Origin of the sequence: Curtobacterium sp. L1-20 (assembly GCF_048755855.1) — a bacterium.
GTDB lineage: Bacteria > Actinomycetota > Actinomycetes > Actinomycetales > Microbacteriaceae > Curtobacterium.
This window is the reverse complement of record NZ_CP151473.1, coordinates 3,540,805-3,559,385: the sequence shown is the minus strand read 5'-3', so window position 1 is coordinate 3,559,385 and position 18,581 is coordinate 3,540,805. Positions and strand designations below refer to the sequence as shown.

The window sequence follows — 18,581 nt, the reverse complement described above, 5'->3', positions numbered from 1 at the left end:
GCGGGCCGAGGCCGCCCGCGCGGGGTCAGGCCTGGTCGGCAGCCACGTAGACCCACGCACTCCGCCCCGAGGCGAGCTCGACCCGGACGCGCTGGTAGTCCGCGACCTCGTAGTCGTCGACCGCGCGGAGCTGCCACTCGTACCCGAGGCTGAGGACCGACCCCTCGACGACGTCGCCACGGTCGCCACGGCGGAGGATCGGGTGGCGGTCGGAACCGCTGGTCCGGACCACGTCGGGGTCCGTGATCGTCACCCAGTCGAGCCGCCAGCCGGGCAGTGCGTCCTCGTCGGTCGGCACGTGGCCGCCGAACAGGGCCTCCTGCACGAGGGGCTGCCGGAGGGTGCCGTACGAGAACACCCGGTGCGTGTCGCCGGCGACCGGTGCGGGGCGCACGAGGGGCTTCGGACCGATCGTGGGCGTGGACGTCCAGACGAGGGCGCCCACGAGGCCCGTCGCCCCGAGGTGCAGCAGCCCGATGACGCCGAGGACGCTGCCCCAGACGATGCCGGAATCATCGCCGAGACACCGGTCCATCGGCCATGACTCCCCGTCACCGAGACACCCGTAGCGGTTCGTGAGTCCGACCGAGAGCCCGATGACGCCGACGACGAGGCAGACCAGCGCGAACCCGCCGAGACCGATGACCCAGCGCTGGCCGGGGGAGAGACGCTTCACGTCGCGAGGGTAGCGGACCGGGGGCGCGGACCACGCGAGCCGATCGGCCCGTGTGGTCCGCGCCTCCCGGTCGGGCGCGGTCCGGCAGCGACGTCAGCCGCAGAACTCCGTCGGCGCCGACTGGTCGACGGTGCTCACCCAGATCGAATCGGCTCGGTCTCCGGACCCGACGGGCGGGAACCGGAAGCTGACGAACACACCGTTGATCGTCGTCGTCCATCCGCCGTAGGGCGAGTCGGATGGCTGCGCGTCGTCGTTGCCCGGCTCCGTGTAGTGCAGGTCGGGGTACGCCGCTCGCAGCTCCGCGAGCGTGCTGCCGACCCCGAGCCCCTCGGCCGTGGTGGGGCCGTTGCTCGGGGCGTCCGGAGCGCCGGTCCCGATCTCCACGCTCTGCACCGTGCCGTCGTCCGCCCGGACCACGGTCAGCTCCGGGAAGTCCCGGGACAGCCAGAACGCGACGTCCGGGTTGAGGCAGCTGTCGTCCACGGTGTACAGGCCGTCGAGGTCGTCCGTCTCGGCGGCGTACTGCCCGCCGAGCGCGATCGGGCCGACCTCGGTGCCGGAGATCGTCCACGTGGAGGGATCGGACAGTGCGTACGGCGGCCGGGTCGACGTCGGCGACGGCGTCGAGGTCGGTGTGGGACTGTCGACGACCGGCGCACCCGACGGCGTCTCGGTCTCGGTCGGGCCGGTGGTCGGGCTCGCGGACGGTACCGGCTCCGCGGTGATCGAGGTCGGGATGAGACCGAGCGCGACCCCGCCGCCGGCGGCACCGAGGAGGAGCACCCCCACGACGCCGAGCGCGATGCCGGTCCGGTGGCCGCGTCGCCTCGGGCGCGGGGTGGCCCGCTCGAGGACGTTCTGCTTCATCGAGACGAGCATGCGGTGCAGGTCGTCTCCCACGGGAGGCTCAGTGTTCATCGTGCGTCACCGCCTTCCTGAGTCGTCGACGGGACCGTGAGACCCGCTGGGTCACTGCTCCGACGCTGAGGCCGAGGAGCTGGGCGGCCTCGGCGTAGGAGTACCCCTGCAACAGGCAGAGTTCGCAGATGCGCCGGTCGGTCTCCGGGAGCGCGGCGATCTCGTCGCGCACCCAGCGGAGCTGTTCGGCGGCGTCCGTGGTCACGGTCGGGGCGGCGAGCTCGCCCGGCAGCTCGTCGCCGGCGTGCTTCGCCGTCCGGCGGCCGAGGTTGCGGGCGTGGTTGCGGCACACGACCAGCAGCCAGGGCAGGAGCGTGCCGGTGGGGAGCTGGAGCCCGTCGGCTCGTTGCCAGAGGGTCAGGAACGTGTCCTGCACGACCTCCTCGACGTCCTGCCGACTGCTCACGATCGCCCACGCGTACCGGGTGAGCGTCGGCGCGAACCGGTCGAACGCGGTCGCGAGCGCTGCTCTGTCCCCCGATGCGAGGCGCCGTGCGAGGCCGGCGTCGTCATCTGCGGTGTTGTCCACGGTGCTCCCTTCACTAGGACAATGTCGGGGACGGGCCGGACATGACACGGATCACGACGCGGGTCGTGCACGTCGTGATCCGAGTGTGATGCGCGGGGAGCGCGGGGGCGGCGCTCAGCCGGTGAACCGACCCCAGAGCTCGGTGACGATCGGCCACACGTCACCGGCGCGGTCGGCCGACCCGACGGCGACGAGCACGACCGGGACGACCGTGACGGCGACGCTGACCAGGACGGCGAGCACCACGGCGGCGGTCGCGGTCGCCGTGTGGCGGCGGGTGAAGGCGAGCACGAGCAGCGCGAGGACGACCAGTGCGCCCGCCACCGCGATCAGGGCCACCCGGACGAACGGGAACGGGACGAGCCCGGAGGTGGTGGCGGTGACGCCGGCGAGGAAGCCGACGAGGGGCAGGAACGCGCCGAGTGCGGTCCCGAGGACGAGGACGACGCCGATCCCGCCGGCGATCCACACGCCGCGCGGTCGGGGCGGGCGGAGCCTGCTCCGTCGGTTCCCCGACCAGGCGGTGGTCACGCCCGGTCCTGGCGGTGACGAGCGGCGTCGTTCCCGGGTGCGGCGTCGACGGCGGTCGTCGCGGCGGCGTCGGCGGACCCCGCAGCAGCGGCAGCGGCGTCCTCGGCGGCGTCGGCGACGTCGACCACCACGTCGCGGGCCTGCTCGGCCGCGTCCTTCGCCGACGTCGCCGCGTCGGCGGCCTGCTCGGACGCCCGGGCGAGGGACTGCGCGGCGGCGTCACGGACGCGCTCGGCGGTGTCGGTGGTGCTGTCGACGGCACGCTCCGTGGCGTCGGCGGTCGCGCTCGCCGCCTGCTGGGTGGCCTCGGCGGTGGCGTCCGCCGCGCGCTTCGCCACGTCGGCAGTGGCCGATGCGGCGCGCTTCGTCGCGTCGGCGGTCGCCTCCGCGGTGCGCTTCGTCGCGTCGGCCGTGGCTGCCGCCGCACGCTTCGTCGCGTCCGCGGTGGTCCGGGCTGCCTGCTTGGCGGCGTCGCCGGTGGTCCGGGCCGCCTGCTCGACGGCGTCGGTCGCGGTCTCGGTCGCACGGCCCAACGGTGACTGCCCGTCGTCGAACGGCCCGTGGACGTCCAGGACGCGCACGTCCACGCTGGTGGGCACGTCGGACACCTGCCGGGTCGCCGCGGTGACCTGCTCGCGGACCTGCTGCGCGACCTCCTGCACGGGTCGCGGCCAGCGCACGACGATGGCGACCTGCACGCTGAGCGCGCCGTCCTCGTCGTCGACCTGCACCCCGGCGGTGCCGGCGCTGCGGCCGAGCTGCTTCCGGAACTGGTCGGCGGCGCGTGCGGCGATCCCGCCGAGGTGGTGCACGCCGGGCACGCCGAGCGCGGTCTCGGCAGCGGTGCGGGCCACGATCGTCACGGTGTTCGCGTCGTCGGGCAACGGCTCGGTGAGCTCGGCGGGCAGGGGCACCTCGGTGACCTGCGTGTTCGCGTTCGGGTCGTGCTGCATGCTGTTCTCCTCGTTCGGGATCCGCCGGAACGCGTCGGGGCACCCGACTGCGCGGGTGCCCCGACACGGATCGTGGGAGCTAGTTCTTGAAGACGTCCTTGACGTCCTCGCCGGTCTGCTTCACGTTCGCGGCGGCCTGGTCCTTCTTGCCCTCGGCGACCTTCGAGTCGTCGTCGGTCGCCTTGCCCAGGGCTTCCTTCGCCTTGCCGGCGATGTCCTGTGCGGCGTTCTTGATCTTGTCGTCGAGTCCCATGACGGGTCCTTCCTGTGATCGGGCTCACGCCCGGTGGGTGGTGTGGTGGGGCCGGGAGGCCCGGGTTGCGTCCGACCGACGGCTGTCAGTGGACGCGGGTCGGCTTCGCGAGCGCGGAGCGGGTGCCGCCGGTGAGGTGCACGAGCACCGGCACCTGGCGGCCGAGGGTGCGGTCGAGGACCGCGATGGCCCGGTCGACGGCGTCGAGCACGGTGACCGCGTCCCCGCCGCGGCGGACCGCGACGCGGATCCGGGCGGCACGCTGCCGTCGGACCACGTAGGTGTCGACGTGCGAGCCGACGACGTCACGGACGCCGTTCAGTTCGTGGTCCACGACGTCGCGGACGAGCGCCACGTTGACCGTCACCTGGTCGTCCCCGGTGCGTTCCCGCACGGCGACGGAGGTGCCGCCGCCACCGCGGGTGAAGACCCACACGAGGGCGAGCACGATGACGAGTGCACAGACGCCGGCGACGATCCAGAGCGAGGACGCGGGCACGTCGAGGCTGCGGGGGAGTTCGACGGTGGGCGAGACCGCGTCGCGCACGGCGGGCAGGACTCCTGCGCCGATCGTGAGGCCGACGAGCACCGCCACGAGGCCGAGCACGAACAGGATGATCCGGTTGAGGGTCCGGTTGCTCTTGGTCATGCCAGGGTTCCCTTCTCCTCGACGCGGACGCGGACGCTCCGGCCGAAGCGGTCGTCGAGACCGCTCAGGCGGTCCTGGACGGCGGTGCGGACGGCGGCCTCGTCGACCGGGATGCCGCTGACGGGGACCACGCGGACGTCGGTCCGACGGCCGCGAGCGGTCGCCGAGGCGTTGCCCTCCGGCACGCCGGCGGCGGAGCCGGCCGCGTTCGCCGCGGTCGACGCCAGGATCCGGCTGTCGATGATGACGGCGCCGCGTTCGTGCTCGATGACCGATCGGTGCTGGCGGCCCGGCTTGAGCGCCAGGACGACCAACACGATGCCGAGCACCACGAGCACGACGGCGATGACCTCGGCGATCGTGACGAAGGACGCGTCGGGTCGGAGTGCCGCGTCGACCGCGGTCTGCGGATCGGCGAGGAGCGGCGGCCGTCCGATCGCGCGGAGGACCGACTCGGTGCCGATCCACGCGGCCACCAGCACCAGCACGACCAGGGCGATCGCGACGGCGGTCGAGCGGGAGCGATGCACGCTCCGGCGACGGATGCGTCGTTCGACGGAACCGTTGCTCATGATGGCCTCCTAGACGGTCCGGGTCTCGCGCTCGCGCACGAGTCCGGTGAGTTCGATGTGGGCACTGCCGACGCGGCGGCCGGTGAGCTCACCCACGCGACCCTTGACCTCCTCGGCGACCCGGGACGAGCGGCCGACGATGTCGTCGCCCGCCGCGATCGGTCCGGTGATGTCGAGGGAGAGCGCGCCGGACGCGTCGCCGAGTCCGACCCGCACCCGCTTGGCGGGAGCGCCGAGCCGTTCGGCTGCGACGGCCCGCGCCAGCGAGTTCAGCGCGCGAGCAGTGATCTCGACGCGGCCCGGGACGTCCGGGCCGGCGTTCACCGGGAGCTCCGGCGTCCGGTCAGCACGTCGGTGAGGGCGCCCCGGTCGATCTTGCCGGTCACGAGCGCGGCCACGAGGGCCCCGACCGCACCGAAGACGACGACGAGCACGAAGCCCCAGAACCCGAACTGCAACGCCACGACGGCGAGGATGGCGCCGATGAGGGCGCCGGTCATCGTGTTGCTCATGCGACGCGCGCTTCCTTCTTCTCGTCGTCCTTGTTGTCGTCGTCGTCACCCGGGATGAAGACGTCCTGGACGGTCACGTTGACCTCGGCGACCTCCATGCCGACGATCTGCTCGAGCGCACGGGCCACACCGGCGCGGACGCCGTCGGCGACCTGCTGGAGCGAGACCGGGTACTCGGCGACGATGACGATGTCCGCGGCGACCTGCTTCTCGCCGACCTCGACCTTGACGCCCTGACCGAAGTCGCGCTGGCCGATGGCGTCGCGGAGGGCGCCGATCGCGCGGGCCGCGCCACCACCGAGGGAGTGGACGCCGTTGACCTCACGGGCGGCGATGCCGGCGACCTTCGACACGACGGCGTCGTCGATGACGGTCTTGCCCGTGACGCCGCTCGGAGACGGGGTGGTGCTCCGCGCTGCGACGGTGCTCGTCGTCACGGGGGTGCTGGTGGTGTCTGCCATGGTCGTTCCTTCCGATCGTCCCGCCGGGCGTTCCCAGCGGTTGCTGTTCACGGATGAGACGGGGTTGATCAGAGGTTCGTCACACATCGGTCACCGGTTTCAGCCGATCTCCAGGGAAACGGTCCGATCCCCGTGTCGGCGTACCCCGCGGGTGGTTCGGCTCAGTCGACCGCGCGGGATCCGGCTGCGTGGCTGCGCTCCGACGCGCTGCGGATCGACCGGACGGCCGCCGTCGGGGACTCGCCCCGTTCCTCCTGGAAGAGCTGCTGGAGTCGTCGGGGACGCACGCCGGCCGCATCGGCGATCTCCTGGACCGTCAGGTCCTCGTCACGGTGCTGTTCGATGAAGGCGAGCGCGCGTCGCAGGCGCCAGGACGGTCGCCCGGTCTCGGGTCGTGGCGCCAGCGCGGCGCGGAGCGTCACGCCGGGGTCCTCGCCGAACCGCTCGCGGTACGCGGCCGCGAAGCGTCCCGGGTTCGTGAACCCCCACCGTCGGCCGAGTGCGGCGACGCCCTCGTCGCCGTCCCCGCGGAGGAGCTCCTGCCGGACACGGTCCAGCCGGTGGTCGCGGAGGAATCGGTGCGGGGTCGAGTCGAGCGTCCGCGCGAAGACGTCCTGCAGGCCGCGCTGGCTGAGGCCGCACGCCGCGGCGATCTCGGGCACCGACGGTCGGTCGGCGGCGTTGGCCTCGATGAACCGGATCGCGTCCCGCAGCCGGTTCGCCACGGGCACGTCGGTGCCGCGGTTCCGGATCGGGAAGGTGTCGAGCACGACGACCGCGAGCCGGCGGTTCAGCTCGGTCCGCATCGCACCGAGCACCCGGTCGTCGACGAGCAGCGGCCCGATCTCGTGGATGAGGTGCCGGAGCGGTCCGCGACGGGCGACGACCTCGTCCTGCTGGTCGAACAGGAGAGGGCCGGTCGGCAGGCGGAACCCGAGGTCCGCGCCGACCTCGCGGAGGAACCGGTCGGCGACGTGGACGCCGTTGTAGACGGTGTCCGACGACTCGAAGCGGTACGCCTCGGACGCCGACGCGATGTACGGGCTCCCCGGCTGCACGACCCGGGACCGGTCGGTGAAGTGCATCTCGAGCCGGCCCTTCGTGAGCCAGAAGACGACGTGGTCGTCGCGTGGGCCGATCACACCGCCGCGCCGTCCGCCCTCGGCCCGCATGGTGCGGAGGGTGAGGTCGTCGTCCCCGACCACCGTGTACTCGTAACGGGCGTCGTCGGTCGCGAAGGTGTCGGAGGCGAACTCCGACCCGTGGTACTCGGCGGCGAAGATGTCCGAGTAGTCGGAGCCGTCGCCGTCGGTGAACCGCAGTCTGCGGAAGCCGTTCGGCGACGAGGCGGTCATGCGCGCATCCTGCCACGGTTGCGTCGACATGGCGAAGCGGTACCCTAGGGGGGTACCGTACCGACTCGGTGGAGGACACGATGCACGAACACGTTGGCTACATCGGCGACAAGGACGACCTGCTCAAGCGACTCCGTCGCGCCGAGGGGCAGGTGCGCGGCATCGCGCGGATGGTCGAGGACGAGACGTACTGCATCGACGTCCTCACCCAGATCTCCGCGGCGAACCGCGCGCTCGAACGGGTCGCGCTCTCGCTGCTCGAGGACCACCTCAAGCACTGCGTCGCCGAGGCCGTCGCCGAGGGCGGCGAGGCGGCGGACGCGAAGGTCCGCGAAGCCAGCGACGCCATCGCACGACTCGTCCGCTCCTGACGACCACCCGCACCCCGAAGGGAAGCACCGTGAACACCGAACTCCTGCTCGTCGAGGGCATGACCTGCGAACACTGCGTGATGAGCGTCACCGAGGAACTCTCCGAGGTCGACGGGGTGTCCGCCGTCGCGGTGCAGCTCGTGCCCGGCGGTCGGTCCGAGGTCACCGTCACGTCGGACGCCCCGGTCCCCGCCGAAACCCTCCGCGGCGCCGTCGCCGAGGCCGGGTACGAGGTCGTGCGGTCGTGACGGACGGCGCCGTCGAGCTCGACATCACGGGGATGACGTGCGCGTCGTGCGCGAACCGCATCGAACGGAGGCTCGGCAAGCTCCCCGGCGTGACGGCGACCGTGAACTACGCGACCGAGAAGGCGACCGTGTCCGGGAGCACCGACACCGAGGCCCTCATCGCGGCCGTGGAGTCCGCCGGGTACGGCGCGTCCGTCCCCGCTCCGCCCGCCTCGGACGGCGCCCCCGGCGACGGGACCGACGACCCCGCCGCGCCGCTCCGCCAGCGCCTGGTCGTCTCGGCGGTCCTCGCGGTGCCCGTCGTCGTCCTGTCGATGGTGCCCGCGCTGCAGTTCCCGAACTGGCAGTGGCTGGCCCTCGCACTCGCCGCACCGGTCGCCGTGTGGGGAGCCCTGCCGTTCCACCGCGCCGCGTGGGTGAACGCGCGGCACGGCGCCGCCACGATGGACACCCTGGTCAGCGTCGGCGTGCTCGCGGCCTTCGGCTGGTCGCTGTACGCGCTGTTCCTCGGCGACGCCGGGAGGACCGGCATGCACATGACCTTCTCGTGGTTCGCGACGGACCCCGAGGCGACCGACCTGTACCTCGAGGTCGCCTCCGCGGTGACCGTCTTCATCCTCGCCGGCCGGTACATGGAGGCCCGGGCGAAGCAGCAGTCCGGCGCGGCGCTCCGCGCCCTGCTCGAACTCGGCGCGAAGGACGCCACCGTGCTCCGCGACGGTCCGTCCGGCCCGACCGAGGCCCGCGTGCCCGTGACGTCGCTGGTGGTGGGCGACGTCGTCGTCGTCCGGCCGGGGGAACGGATCCCGAGCGACGGCACCGTGCGCGAAGGCTCGTCCGCTGTCGACCTCAGCATGCTCACCGGTGAGTCCGTCCCCGTCGAGGTGCGGCCCGGTGACGGTGTCACCGGAGCGACGATCAACGTCGGTGGCCGGCTCGTCGTGGCGATCACCCGCGTCGGTGCCGACACCGAACTCGCCCGCATGGCGCGCCTCGTCGAGGACGCGCAGACCGGCAAGGCCGAGGTGCAGCGACTGGCCGACCGGGTGTCCGGCGTCTTCGTCCCGATCGTCATCGGGCTGGCCGTCCTGGCCTTCGTCGGGTGGCTCGTGCTCGACGGCTCCGTGACCGCCGCGTTCACCGCCGCGGTCGCGACCCTGATCATCGCCTGCCCGTGTGCGCTCGGCCTCGCGACGCCGACGGCGCTCCTGGTCGGCACCGGACGCGGTTCGCAGCTCGGCATCCTCATCGGCGGACCGCAGGTGCTCGAGCAGACGCGCGGCGTCGACACGATCGTCCTCGACAAGACCGGCACCGTGACCACCGGCTCGATGACCCTCCACTCGGTGACGGGGACGCCCGACGCCGACGAGGACACCGTGCTGCGGCTCGCCGCGGCGGCGGAGGACGGCTCGGAGCACCCCGTCGCCCGTGCGGTCGTCCAGGCCGCCCGTGCGCGCGGGCTCGCCGTCACCGGCGCCGAGCAGTTCACCGCCACCCCGGGCGCGGGCGTCCAGGCGGTCGTGGACGGCGACGTCGTCCTGGTCGGCACGCTCCGGTGGCTCGTCGACGCGTGGTCGGTCCGCGTGCCGGACGCCGTGTCCGATGCGGTCGGCGCAGCCGAGTCCGACGGCGGTACCGCGGTCGTCGTCGCCCGGAACGGGTCCGCGCTGGGCGTGGTCGTGGTCGGTGACACGGTGAAGCCGGAGGCCGCCGACGCCGTCCGCCGCTTCGTCGAGCTCGGCCTGCACCCGGTGCTGCTCACCGGCGACAACGAGGGCGCTGCCCGTGCCGTCGCTGCCTCGGTGGGCATCGACGAGGTGCACGCCCGCGCGACCCCGGCGTCGAAGCTCGACACGGTCCGTCGGCTGCAGGCCGAGGGGCGGAGCGTCGCGATGGTCGGCGACGGCGTGAACGACGCGGCGGCGCTCGCGGCGGCGGACCTCGGCATCGCGATGGGTGTCGGGACGGACGCGGCGATCGCGGCGAGCGACATCACCGTGGTGAGCGGTCGCCTGACCGTCGTGACGGAGGCGCTCCGGTTGTCCCGGGCCACCCTCCGCACCATCAAGGGGAACCTGTTCTGGGCGCTCGCGTACAACGTGGCGGCGATCCCGCTCGCGATGGCGGGGTTGCTCAACCCGGTGGTGGCGGGTGCCGCGATGGCGTTCTCGTCGGTGTTCGTCGTGACGAACAGCCTGCGGCTCCGCCGCTTCACGCCGCTGCCCTGACGGGCAGGATGGGGGCATGGTGCCGCTGCCCGGGGTCCTCGGATCCGTCGCTCCCGTCCACGTCGCCCCGATGGCGGGCGGCCCGAGCACCCCGACCCTCGTCGCGGCCGCGGCGCGAGTCGGTTCGTTCGCCCAGCTGGCGGCGGGGTACACGACACCCGAGGCGCTCGCCGCCGAGATCGCCGCGGTGCGGCGGACGGGGGCCGGGGCGTTCGGCGTGAACCTCTTCGTGCCGAACCCGGTGCCGATCGGCGACGCCGAGTACGACCGCTACCGGGGACTCCTCGCGCACGAGCCCGGCGCCGCCGCGGTGCCGAAGCGCGAGGACGACGACGCCTGGGACGCCAAGGTCGCCCTCCTGCTCGCCGACCCCGTGCCCGTGGTGTCGTTCACGTTCGGGCTGCCGGACGCCGCGACCGTCCGGGCGTTCCGGCAGCGCGGCACGCTGACGGTCCAGTCGGTGACGGACCCGGACGAGGCGCGGGCGGCGGAGGAACGTGGCGTGGACGCGCTCATCGTGCAGGGCGTCTCGGCAGGCGGGCACTCCGCGGTGCTCGACCCCGCGCGGGCACTCGCCGACAGACCGCTCCCCGAGCTGGTGCAGGCCGTTGCGGCCGCGACCGCGCTGCCCGTCGTGGCGGCGGGCGGGATCGGCAGCCGTGACGACGTTGCTGCTGCGCTCGCCGCGGGAGCGAGTGCCACCGCGGTCGGCACGGTCGTGCTGCGCACCGACGAGGCGGGCACGAGCGACACGCACCGCGACGCGCTGGTCGATCCCGCGTTCGACGACACCGTCCTCACCCGGGCGTTCACCGGGCGCCCCGCCCGGGCGCTGGTCAACGACTTCGTCCGGCGCCACCCGGACGCGCCGCTCGGCTACCCGGCCCTGCACCACCTCACGCGGCCGATCCGGAGCGCCGCCGCAGCCGCCCACGACCCGCAGCGGCTCCACCTCTGGGCCGGACGCGCCTGGCGTGCCGCGCGCACCGGCCCGGTCGCGGATGCCCTCGCCACGCTGCTGCCGTGACGCGCGCAGCGAACGCGCCCCGTGCCTCCAGGCCGGCGGTGCGCACCACCGGCCGGACGGCGCTACGCTCGGAGACGGTCCGCGACGCAGCGCTGCGGTGACCCGCGGTCCAGTACGTCTTGAAGGTACCCAGGAGGACCGAAGTGACCGAATCCGCTCCCGTCGACCCCACATCGACCGAAGGCTGGAAGCAGCTGTCCGGCATCGCCGACGGCTTCACCCCGGACCTGCGCGGCTGGTTCGACAGCGACCCCGGTCGCGCCGAGCGCTACACGTTCCAGGCGGCCGACCTCACCGTCGACCTGTCGAAGGGCCTCGTCGACGACGAGATCCTGTCGCACCTGCTGCAGGTCGCGAAGGACACCGGCGTCGCCGAGCGCTTCCAGACGATGCTCGCCGGTGAGCACATCAACGCCACCGAGGACCGTGCCGTGCTGCACACCGCCCTGCGCCGCCCGAAGGGCGCCTCGCCGGCGCTCGTCGTCGACGGCCAGGACGTCGACGCCGACGTGCACGCCACGCTCGACAAGGTGTACGCCTTCGCGTCGAAGGTGCGCGACGGGTCGTGGACGGGTGTCACCGGCAAGCGCATCGAGACCGTCGTCAACATCGGCATCGGCGGCTCCGACCTCGGACCGGTCATGGTCTACGAGGCGCTGAAGCCGTACGTCCAGCAGGGCCTCGGGGCGCGCTTCGTCTCGAACATCGACCCCGCGGACATCTACGAGAAGACCGCCGACCTCGACCCCGAGACGACGCTCTTCATCGTCGCGTCGAAGACCTTCGGCACCCTCGAGACCCTGACGAACGCCCGCCTCGCACGCCAGTGGCTGTGGGAGCGGCTCGGCCTGACCGACGCGTCCGACGACGAGAAGTCGAACGCCGTCGCGAAGCACTTCGTCGCCGTCTCGACCGCCCTCGACAAGGTCGCGGCGTTCGGCATCGACCCCGAGAACGCCTTCGGCTTCTGGGACTGGGTGGGCGGCCGCTACTCCGTCGACTCGGCCATCGGCACGAGCGTCGTCATCGCCATCGGCCAGGAGAACTGGGAGCAGTTCCTCGCCGGGTTCCACGCCATCGACGAGCACGTCCGCACCACCCCGCTCGAGCAGAACGTCCCCGTCCTCATGGGCCTGCTCAACGTCTGGTACTCGAACTTCCTCGGCGCGCAGAGCCACGCGGTCCTGCCGTACACGCAGTACCTGCACCGCTTCGCCGCGTACCTGCAGCAGCTCACCATGGAGTCGAACGGCAAGCGCGTCCGCTGGGACGGCTCGCCCGTGACCACCGAGACCGGCGAGGTCTTCTGGGGCGAGCCGGGCACGAACGGTCAGCACGCGTTCTACCAGCTCATCCACCAGGGCACCCGCCTCATCCCGACGGACTTCATCACCGTCGCGAAGCCGGCCCGCCCGCTGAAGGACCAGTCCGGCGACGGCAAGGCCGTGCAGCCGGGCCAGGACGTGCACGCGCTGTTCCTCGCGAACTTCTTCGCGCAGACGAAGGCGCTCGCGTTCGGCAAGACCGCCGACGAGGTCCGCGCCGAGGGCACCACCGACGAAGCGATCGTCGCCGCCCGTACGTTCACCGGCAACAAGCCGTCGACGTCGATCCTCGCGCCGGAGCTGACCCCGAGCGTGCTCGGCCAACTCATCGCGCTGTACGAGCACATCGTGTTCACCGAGGGCACCATCTGGGGCATCGACTCGTTCGACCAGTGGGGTGTGGAGCTCGGCAAGCAGCTGGCGCTGCAGATCGCCCCGGCGGTCGACGGCGACCAGGCTGCGCTGGACGCGCAGGACTCGTCCACCAAGGCACTCATCGCGAAGTACCTGGAGCTGCGCGGCGAGTAGCCCACGCACCTGACGGACGGACGGGAGGCGCGGTGCCAGCTGGCACCGCGCCTCCCGTCCGTCTGCTGGTTGCGCTGGATGCGGGGCGGACGCGGCCCGAGACTCGCCTCGGCGGACACTTTTGTGCCCGTGCAGTCGCGGAAGTGTCCGCGGGGCCGAGTCTCGGTGGCGGGGCCGCGCCGGCGCAGCCGGGCGCGTCAGCGGCCGAGCGGGTCCAGGTTGAGCGACGTGCCCTCGTAGAGGTGCTGGTCCTCGCCGAACACCTGCACGCCCTGGTTGAGCCACACGAGGTCCTTCACGGAGATCCCGAAGCGGGCGGCCACGTCGCCGATCAGGTCGTCCGGCGCCACCGTGTACGACTTCGGCGCGCCCGCGGCGGTCGAGGCGGTGACCTGCCCCGTGGCGTTCGGGCGCGCGCCGGCGTCCTTCGGGTGCACGTTCGTCTGCCGCGCCGGCACCGACCAGCGCACCGACGTCACCGCGAGGACCTTGTCCGCCGCGATCTCGACGGGCACGGCCTGTCCGGGCGCCGCAGCCGAGTAGGTCACGAGGGTGCCGAGGTGCGAGGGGTCGACGCCGGAGCCGCTCAACGGGACGTTCGCCGCGATCGCCCCGGACGTGGGGCCACCGAGGGTGTGGTCGCCGACACCGTGGTAGGTCAGGCCGTCGCCGACCTTCCGTGGCAGGTCGAAGAGCCCGACGGCGATCGGCACCGGCAGTGTCGAGGTGATCCCGGAGTACTGCGCGGTGAACGTGTCGTCGCCGTTCGCCACCATTCGGAAGCGGAAGTGGATGCTGCCCTTCGGTGACGCCACGTCGCCCTGTGCCAGCACGGTGCCGGCGGGGATGGGCGTCAGCACCGGGTCGGGAGCCGCGGCCTCGGTCGGTTCCGGCGTGGGCGTCCGCGGGTTCGCGGAGGCCTCGAGCAGGTCGGACGCGGACTCGCCGGCCGGTGTCGGGGTGGGGGAGCCGGTCGGGGTCGGTGCCGTCGCCGGCGGGGTGGACGGAGCCGGGAGGGCTCCGTCCGACCCGCGCAGCAACGAGCAACCGGACAACGCGACGGTCGCCAGCACGACGGCGCCGACCGTCACGAACCGCTTCATGATTCCCCCACGCCACGATGCTAACGCCGGGTCCGGCGCTGCTCGGCGGATCGTTGCGAGGATGTGTCCGAGGACCCACCGGGCTGGTCCCCGCCGCGTCCCGTGTCCACGCGGTGTCGGCCGGAGCGGCTACCGTCGAGGACATGGAGCGTTCGGAGATCCTCGCCGCGGCCGCCGCCGCGCACGCCGCCCGCATCGCGGAGGAAGGCGGCGACGACACCGCGGCCCGCGAACGGGCCGAGCTGGTCCGGCGTCGCGCCGACGGCCTCACCGACCGGTTCGAGACCGTCGAGGGGGCGAGCGAGTCCGAGACGCGTGACGCCGACCGTCGCCGCGCCGCCGAGGCCGACCGGGCTGCCTCGCGCACCGAGGGCTCGTTGTCCGACTGGCACCGGATGGGGACGCGCCGCGGGGTCACCCCGGACGACCAGGTCCGCACCGCGTGGACCGTCACCGGTGTCCCCGAGGCCGGCGAGGCCCGGGCTCTCGCGAACGTCCTGCTGTCGACCGCCGGGCACGCCGGGCGCGTGGCAGATGCCGCACGCCGGAACCCGCGGTTGGCGGGGGCCGCCAGTGCGGCCGCCCGGCGGACGGTCCGTCGGTACACCGACCACGGCGCCGACATGGCCTCGCTCGGAGACCTGCTCGACGAACCCGGCACGGACCGGGAGTGACGGCGACGCTCCACGACCAGATGTCGTCCCGACCGCTCCGGCGAGCCGTGCATGAACATGTCCGATTGACAGGACATGGGTTCGGGGTACCATCCTTCCCAGCGATGCAGCCTGTTCACTGACGAAGGAGTCACCAACATGGTCGACGTCTCATCGACACCCCAGAAGACGGCGCTCCCACCGGTCGGATCGGGGCCGCACGTCCGACGCCTCGGCGTCCTCGCCCTCGTGGCGACCTTCGGCGGCCTGCTCTTCGGCTACGACACCGGCGTGATCAACGGTGCCCTCCTGCCGATGAAGCAGGAGCTCGGCCTCACGAACCTCACCGAGGGGGTCGTCACCAGTTCCCTCCTGTTCGGTGCAGCCTTCGGCGCGATGCTCGGCGGGCGCATCGCGGACGGATGGGGTCGCCGGAAGACGATCATCCTGCTCGCGGTGACCTTCTTCGTCGGCACCCTCGTCTGCGTCGGAGCCCCGGTCTTCGGCGTGATGGTCGTGGGGCGGGTGCTGCTCGGTCTCGCCGTCGGTGGTGCCTCGACGGTGGTCCCGGTGTTCCTCGCCGAGCTCGCCCCCTACGAGATCCGCGGCTCGCTGTCGGGCCGCAACGAGCTCATGATCGTCATCGGCCAGCTCGCCGCCTTCGTGGTGAACGCGGTCATCGGCAACCTCTGGGGTGAGGGCGACGGGGTCTGGCGCGTCATGCTCGCCGTCTGCGCCCTGCCCGCGATCGCCCTCTTCGTCGGCATGCTGCGTGTGCCGGAGTCACCCCGCTGGCTGGCGTCGAAGGGCCGCAACGACGAGGCGCTGGCGGTGCTCCGCCAGATCCGGTCGACCGAGCGCGCCACGGCCGAACTCGACGACATCCGGCGGTCGAACGACCTCGAGGCCAAGGCCACACGCGAGCGCGGCTGGCGGGTCCTGGTCGGCAACAAGTGGCTGGTCCGGATCGTGCTCGTCGGGGCCGGCATCGGCATCGCGCAGCAGCTGACCGGCATCAACTCGATCATGTACTACGGCCAGACCGTCCTGATCGAGTCGGGGTTCGAGCAGTCCGCGGCCCTCATCGCGAACATCGCGCCCGGTGTGATCGCCGTCATCGGTGGCTTCGTCGCGATCGCCAACATGGAGCGGATCAACCGCCGGACGACGCTGATCCTCGGCTACTCGCTGACGACGGTCTGCCACTTCCTGATCGGGATCGCCTCGATGACGCTCGTCGAGGGCAACCCGGCCCGGCCGTGGGTGATCCTGTTCCTCGTCGTGGCCTTCGTCGGGTCGATGCAGACGTTCCTCAACATCGCGACGTGGGTGATCCTGTCCGAGATCTTCCCGACGCAGATCCGCGCGCTCGGGATGGGGATCGCGGTGTTCTGCCTCTGGATCGCGAACGCGCTCCTCGGACTCACCTTCCCGTCGATCGTCGCCGCGACGGGCATCACGGGGACCTTCTTCGGCTTCGCCGTCGTCGGGGTGCTCGCGCTGCTCTTCATCTGGAGGTTCGTGCCGGAGAGTCGCGGCCGCACGCTCGAGGAGGTCGAGGAGGGCGTCACCACCGGCAACATCTTCACGGTCCCCGTGAAGCAGGCGCGGCGGTAGGACCCGCCAACGGACAGGAGGCGCGGTGCCAGCTGGCACCGCGCCTCCTGTCCGGGCTCGGTCGGTACGCCCCGCACAACGCTTCGCGGCCGCTCAGCGGGGCGCGTGCGTCCGTCCGGTGGTCGCGCTACGGGCGCAGGAGCACCTTGCCGACGCGGCCGGCGGTGTCGCTGGCGCGCACGGCGTCACGGACCTGCTCGAAGGCGAAGGTCTCGGCGACGGGGAGCGTCAGCGAGCCGTCGAGCACGCGGGTGATGAGCTCACCGAAGAGCTGCCCCTTGGTCTCGTCCGGCATCGTCCTGCTGACGACGGAGCCCCAGAAGCCCTTCACGGTGAGCTGGCCGAAGATGACCTTGCCCGACGGGATCTCGAGCGTCGGCGACGCCATCGCGCCGAAGACGACGAGGGTGGCGTTCTCGCCCAGCACGGACGCGATGTCACCGGCGGCCTTGCCACCGACCGACTCGACGCCCGCGATGATCGGGGCGCCACCGGTGATCGCGGCGACCTGGTCCTGCCAGTCGTCGGCGTCGGTGGCGACGATGCGCTCGATGCCCTGCTCGCGGAGCTCGTCGACACCGGCGGCGCGACGGACGAGTCCGATCACGTTGATGCCGCGGGCGGCACCGAGCTGGGCGACCATGCGACCGACCGCGCCGTTGGCGGCGTTCTGGATGATCCAGTCGCCCTCGTGCAGGTCGAGCGAGTGGAGCAGGCTGATCGCGCTGAACGGCATCGACACGAGCTGGGCTGCGGCCTCGTCGGACATCGCGTCCGGCACCGGGACGAGCCCGGCGGCCTTCGCCGTGTAGTACTCGGCCCAGACGCCGAACGCGCCGCCGGCGACACGCTGGCCGACCTGCAGCTCGGTGACGCCCTCGCCGAGCGCCTCGACGACGCCGAGCGCCTCGGTGCCCGACGCGGCGGGGAGCTCCGGCTTGAAGCCGTAGGTGCCGCGGACGGTCCACAGGTCGTGGTTGTGGATGGGGGAGAGGACCGTGCGGACGAGGACCTCGCCGGCGCCGGGAGTCGGGACGGGGCGCTCCTGCACCTCGAGGACGTCGGCGGGCTCGGCGAACGTCTCGTGGACGACGGCGCGCATGGTGGTGGGGGTGGTGCTCACGGGTCAGTCCTCCGAGACGACGATGGTGACGTCGATGTTGCCGCGCGTGGCGTTCGAGTACGGGCAGACCTGGTGGGCTGCGTCCGCGAGGGCCTGCGCCTGGTCGTGCTCCATGCCGGGGATGACGACCTCGAGCATGACGGCGAGCTGGAAGCCGCCCTGTCCGTTCGGGCCGATCTGCACGCGGCCGCCGACCGACGAGTCGGTGATCTTCACCTTCTGGCTGCGGGCGACGCCCTGCAGTGCGGAGTGGAAGCACGCGGCGTAGCCGGCAGCGAAGAGCTGCTCGGGGTTCGCGCCGTTGCCGGAGCCGCCCATGTCCTTCGGGATGGCCATGTCGAGGTCGACGCGGCCGTCGCTCGTGGCGACGTGGCCGTTGCGGCCCTCGCCCGTGGAGAGCGCTTCTGCGGTGTAGAGGACGTCCATGTGGGTCCTTCCTTCCTTCGTGGGGTCAGTGGTCCGCGGCGGCGCGCTCGGGCGTCGTGGCGGGGTCGGTCGTGGTGGCGCGCTCCGGCGTCGCGGCCGCGTGCATGGTCTCGGTCAGCCGGTGCAGCGTCGCGATGAGCTCGGCGGCCGCTCGCTCGTCCGGCAGGCCCATGCCGGCGGCGATGGCCGACGGGACGTGGGCGAGCTCGGCGCGGAGGGCGTGCCCGCGGTCGCCGATGGTGATCGTGACGACCCGCTCGTCGGTGCTCCGGCGCTCCCGTCGGACGAGGTCCGACTGCTCCATGCGTCGGAGGAGCGGCGAGAGCGTGCCGGAGTCGAGCTGCAGGTGGTCACCGAGGCTCGAGACGGTCTGGTCGCCCTCGATCCACAGGGTCACGAGGACGAGGTACTGCGGGTACGTCAGCCCCCACGGCTCGAGGAGCGTCCGGTACGCCTGGGTCGTCGCACGGGAGGCCGCGTAGAGGGAGAAGCACACCATCTCGTCGGTCACGGGCAT

Annotated in this window: 23 protein-coding genes; 7 read left to right on the top strand and 16 right to left on the bottom strand. The window is 72.5% G+C overall.

The features are described from left to right. Positions 1–25: 25 nt before the first annotated feature. The 12 genes from AAEP86_RS18245 to AAEP86_RS18190 form a co-directional block, all read right to left on the bottom strand. Positions 26–676, bottom strand: coding sequence for a gamma-glutamylcyclotransferase family protein (locus AAEP86_RS18245; protein WP_420368695.1), 651 nt, complete (start codon positions 674–676; stop codon positions 26–28). Positions 677–769: 93 nt separating this feature from the next. Beyond that, complete coding sequence (locus AAEP86_RS18240) at positions 770–1,579, bottom strand: hypothetical protein (RefSeq protein WP_420368694.1); 810 nt, start codon at positions 1,577–1,579, stop codon at positions 770–772. A 7-nt stretch (positions 1,580–1,586) separates the two neighbouring features. Further along, the gene (locus AAEP86_RS18235) at positions 1,587–2,126 is read right to left on the bottom strand and encodes an RNA polymerase sigma factor (protein WP_420368693.1); all 540 of its coding nucleotides are present in this window, start codon (positions 2,124–2,126) and stop codon (positions 1,587–1,589) included. 114 nt (positions 2,127–2,240) lie between these two features. After that, positions 2,241–2,657, bottom strand: coding sequence for an MFS transporter permease (locus AAEP86_RS18230; protein ID WP_420368692.1), 417 nt, complete (start codon positions 2,655–2,657; stop codon positions 2,241–2,243). Next, positions 2,654–3,610: an Asp23/Gls24 family envelope stress response protein gene (locus AAEP86_RS18225; protein WP_420368691.1), complete on the bottom strand. Its 957-nt coding sequence runs from the start codon at positions 3,608–3,610 to the stop codon at positions 2,654–2,656. The genes AAEP86_RS18230 and AAEP86_RS18225 overlap by 4 nt, the downstream gene beginning before the upstream one ends. 79 nt (positions 3,611–3,689) lie before the next feature. Further along, positions 3,690–3,863, bottom strand: coding sequence for a CsbD family protein (locus tag AAEP86_RS18220; protein WP_420368690.1), 174 nt, complete (start codon positions 3,861–3,863; stop codon positions 3,690–3,692). A gap of 85 nt (positions 3,864–3,948) precedes the next feature. Beyond that, the gene (locus AAEP86_RS18215; protein WP_420368689.1) at positions 3,949–4,512 is read right to left on the bottom strand and encodes a hypothetical protein; all 564 of its coding nucleotides are present in this window, start codon (positions 4,510–4,512) and stop codon (positions 3,949–3,951) included. Beyond that, on the bottom strand, positions 4,509–5,084 hold the full coding sequence (locus tag AAEP86_RS18210) for a DUF6286 domain-containing protein (RefSeq protein ID WP_420368688.1): 576 nt from the start codon (positions 5,082–5,084) through the stop codon (positions 4,509–4,511). Before AAEP86_RS18210 ends, AAEP86_RS18215 begins: the two co-directional genes overlap by 4 nt. A 9-nt stretch (positions 5,085–5,093) precedes the next feature. Further along, a complete protein-coding gene (locus tag AAEP86_RS18205) occupies positions 5,094–5,408 on the bottom strand; it encodes a hypothetical protein (protein WP_420368687.1) in 315 nt (104 codons plus the stop codon). Further along, complete coding sequence (locus tag AAEP86_RS18200) at positions 5,405–5,596, bottom strand: DUF2273 domain-containing protein (protein ID WP_420368686.1); 192 nt, start codon at positions 5,594–5,596, stop codon at positions 5,405–5,407. The genes AAEP86_RS18205 and AAEP86_RS18200 overlap by 4 nt, the downstream gene beginning before the upstream one ends. Then, complete coding sequence (locus AAEP86_RS18195; protein WP_420368685.1) at positions 5,593–6,057, bottom strand: Asp23/Gls24 family envelope stress response protein; 465 nt, start codon at positions 6,055–6,057, stop codon at positions 5,593–5,595. Before AAEP86_RS18195 ends, AAEP86_RS18200 begins: the two co-directional genes overlap by 4 nt. 161 nt (positions 6,058–6,218) lie before the next feature. Next, positions 6,219–7,412: a helix-turn-helix domain-containing protein gene (locus AAEP86_RS18190; protein WP_420368684.1), complete on the bottom strand. Its 1,194-nt coding sequence runs from the start codon at positions 7,410–7,412 to the stop codon at positions 6,219–6,221. A gap of 80 nt (positions 7,413–7,492) precedes the next feature. Here AAEP86_RS18190 and AAEP86_RS18185 point away from each other — a divergent pair, with 80 nt between their 5' ends. From AAEP86_RS18185 to pgi, 5 genes are all read left to right on the top strand, one after another. Next, a complete protein-coding gene (locus tag AAEP86_RS18185; RefSeq protein WP_420368683.1) occupies positions 7,493–7,783 on the top strand; it encodes a metal-sensitive transcriptional regulator in 291 nt (96 codons plus the stop codon). Between the two features lie 29 nt (positions 7,784–7,812). Continuing rightward, positions 7,813–8,031 (top strand): heavy-metal-associated domain-containing protein, encoded by a 219-nt coding sequence (locus tag AAEP86_RS18180; protein WP_420368682.1) that lies wholly within the window; start codon positions 7,813–7,815, stop codon positions 8,029–8,031. Continuing rightward, positions 8,028–10,262 (top strand): heavy metal translocating P-type ATPase, encoded by a 2,235-nt coding sequence (locus tag AAEP86_RS18175; RefSeq protein WP_420368681.1) that lies wholly within the window; start codon positions 8,028–8,030, stop codon positions 10,260–10,262. The genes AAEP86_RS18180 and AAEP86_RS18175 overlap by 4 nt, the downstream gene beginning before the upstream one ends. A 16-nt stretch (positions 10,263–10,278) precedes the next feature. Further along, positions 10,279–11,289, top strand: a complete 1,011-nt coding sequence (locus tag AAEP86_RS18170) for a nitronate monooxygenase (RefSeq protein WP_420368680.1) — start codon at positions 10,279–10,281, stop codon at positions 11,287–11,289. 143 nt (positions 11,290–11,432) lie between these two features. Next, a complete protein-coding gene (pgi, locus tag AAEP86_RS18165; RefSeq protein WP_420368679.1) occupies positions 11,433–13,142 on the top strand; it encodes a glucose-6-phosphate isomerase in 1,710 nt (569 codons plus the stop codon). A 197-nt stretch (positions 13,143–13,339) separates the two neighbouring features. Here the strand turns inward: pgi and AAEP86_RS18160 are convergent, their stop codons facing one another. After that, complete coding sequence (locus AAEP86_RS18160; RefSeq protein WP_420368678.1) at positions 13,340–14,245, bottom strand: LysM domain-containing protein; 906 nt, start codon at positions 14,243–14,245, stop codon at positions 13,340–13,342. A 143-nt stretch (positions 14,246–14,388) separates the two neighbouring features. Here AAEP86_RS18160 and AAEP86_RS18155 point away from each other — a divergent pair, with 143 nt between their 5' ends. Together AAEP86_RS18155 and AAEP86_RS18150 are read left to right on the top strand one after the other, a co-directional pair. Then, positions 14,389–14,919 (top strand): hypothetical protein, encoded by a 531-nt coding sequence (locus AAEP86_RS18155; RefSeq protein ID WP_420368677.1) that lies wholly within the window; start codon positions 14,389–14,391, stop codon positions 14,917–14,919. 138 nt (positions 14,920–15,057) lie between these two features. Then, positions 15,058–16,515, top strand: a complete 1,458-nt coding sequence (locus AAEP86_RS18150) for a sugar porter family MFS transporter (protein WP_420368676.1) — start codon at positions 15,058–15,060, stop codon at positions 16,513–16,515. A gap of 127 nt (positions 16,516–16,642) precedes the next feature. Here AAEP86_RS18150 and AAEP86_RS18145 read toward each other — a convergent pair whose 3' ends face one another. Genes AAEP86_RS18145 through AAEP86_RS18135 form a run of 3 tightly spaced genes read right to left on the bottom strand, consistent with a single transcriptional unit; the run spans position 16,643 to position 18,581 of the window. Continuing rightward, positions 16,643–17,617 (bottom strand): zinc-binding dehydrogenase, encoded by a 975-nt coding sequence (locus AAEP86_RS18145; protein WP_420370527.1) that lies wholly within the window; start codon positions 17,615–17,617, stop codon positions 16,643–16,645. 24 nt (positions 17,618–17,641) lie between these two features. After that, positions 17,642–18,064, bottom strand: a complete 423-nt coding sequence (locus tag AAEP86_RS18140; RefSeq protein WP_420368675.1) for an organic hydroperoxide resistance protein — start codon at positions 18,062–18,064, stop codon at positions 17,642–17,644. Between the two features lie 25 nt (positions 18,065–18,089). Continuing rightward, positions 18,090–18,581 (bottom strand): MarR family winged helix-turn-helix transcriptional regulator, encoded by a 492-nt coding sequence (locus AAEP86_RS18135; protein ID WP_420368674.1) that lies wholly within the window; start codon positions 18,579–18,581, stop codon positions 18,090–18,092.

Bases quoted from the DNA above. Each gene is read 5' to 3' on its own strand.
- AAEP86_RS18135 (WP_420368674.1), bottom strand. From the start codon at position 18,581: ATGCCCGTGACCGACGAGATGGTGTGCTTCTCCCTCTACGCGGCCTCC.
- AAEP86_RS18155 (WP_420368677.1), top strand. From the start codon at position 14,389: ATGGAGCGTTCGGAGATCCTCGCCGCGGCCGCCGCCGCGCACGCCGCC.
- AAEP86_RS18170 (WP_420368680.1), top strand. From the start codon at position 10,279: ATGGTGCCGCTGCCCGGGGTCCTCGGATCCGTCGCTCCCGTCCACGTC.
- AAEP86_RS18225 (WP_420368691.1), bottom strand. From the start codon at position 3,610: ATGCAGCACGACCCGAACGCGAACACGCAGGTCACCGAGGTGCCCCTG.
- AAEP86_RS18210 (WP_420368688.1), bottom strand. From the start codon at position 5,084: ATGAGCAACGGTTCCGTCGAACGACGCATCCGTCGCCGGAGCGTGCAT.
- AAEP86_RS18145 (WP_420370527.1), bottom strand. From the start codon at position 17,617: ATGCGCGCCGTCGTCCACGAGACGTTCGCCGAGCCCGCCGACGTCCTC.
- AAEP86_RS18140 (WP_420368675.1), bottom strand. From the start codon at position 18,064: ATGGACGTCCTCTACACCGCAGAAGCGCTCTCCACGGGCGAGGGCCGC.
- AAEP86_RS18200 (WP_420368686.1), bottom strand. From the start codon at position 5,596: ATGAGCAACACGATGACCGGCGCCCTCATCGGCGCCATCCTCGCCGTC.
- AAEP86_RS18220 (WP_420368690.1), bottom strand. From the start codon at position 3,863: ATGGGACTCGACGACAAGATCAAGAACGCCGCACAGGACATCGCCGGC.
- AAEP86_RS18190 (WP_420368684.1), bottom strand. From the start codon at position 7,412: ATGACCGCCTCGTCGCCGAACGGCTTCCGCAGACTGCGGTTCACCGAC.
- AAEP86_RS18195 (WP_420368685.1), bottom strand. From the start codon at position 6,057: ATGGCAGACACCACCAGCACCCCCGTGACGACGAGCACCGTCGCAGCG.
- AAEP86_RS18150 (WP_420368676.1), top strand. From the start codon at position 15,058: ATGGTCGACGTCTCATCGACACCCCAGAAGACGGCGCTCCCACCGGTC.
- AAEP86_RS18215 (WP_420368689.1), bottom strand. From the start codon at position 4,512: ATGACCAAGAGCAACCGGACCCTCAACCGGATCATCCTGTTCGTGCTC.
- AAEP86_RS18160 (WP_420368678.1), bottom strand. From the start codon at position 14,245: ATGAAGCGGTTCGTGACGGTCGGCGCCGTCGTGCTGGCGACCGTCGCG.
- AAEP86_RS18185 (WP_420368683.1), top strand. From the start codon at position 7,493: ATGCACGAACACGTTGGCTACATCGGCGACAAGGACGACCTGCTCAAG.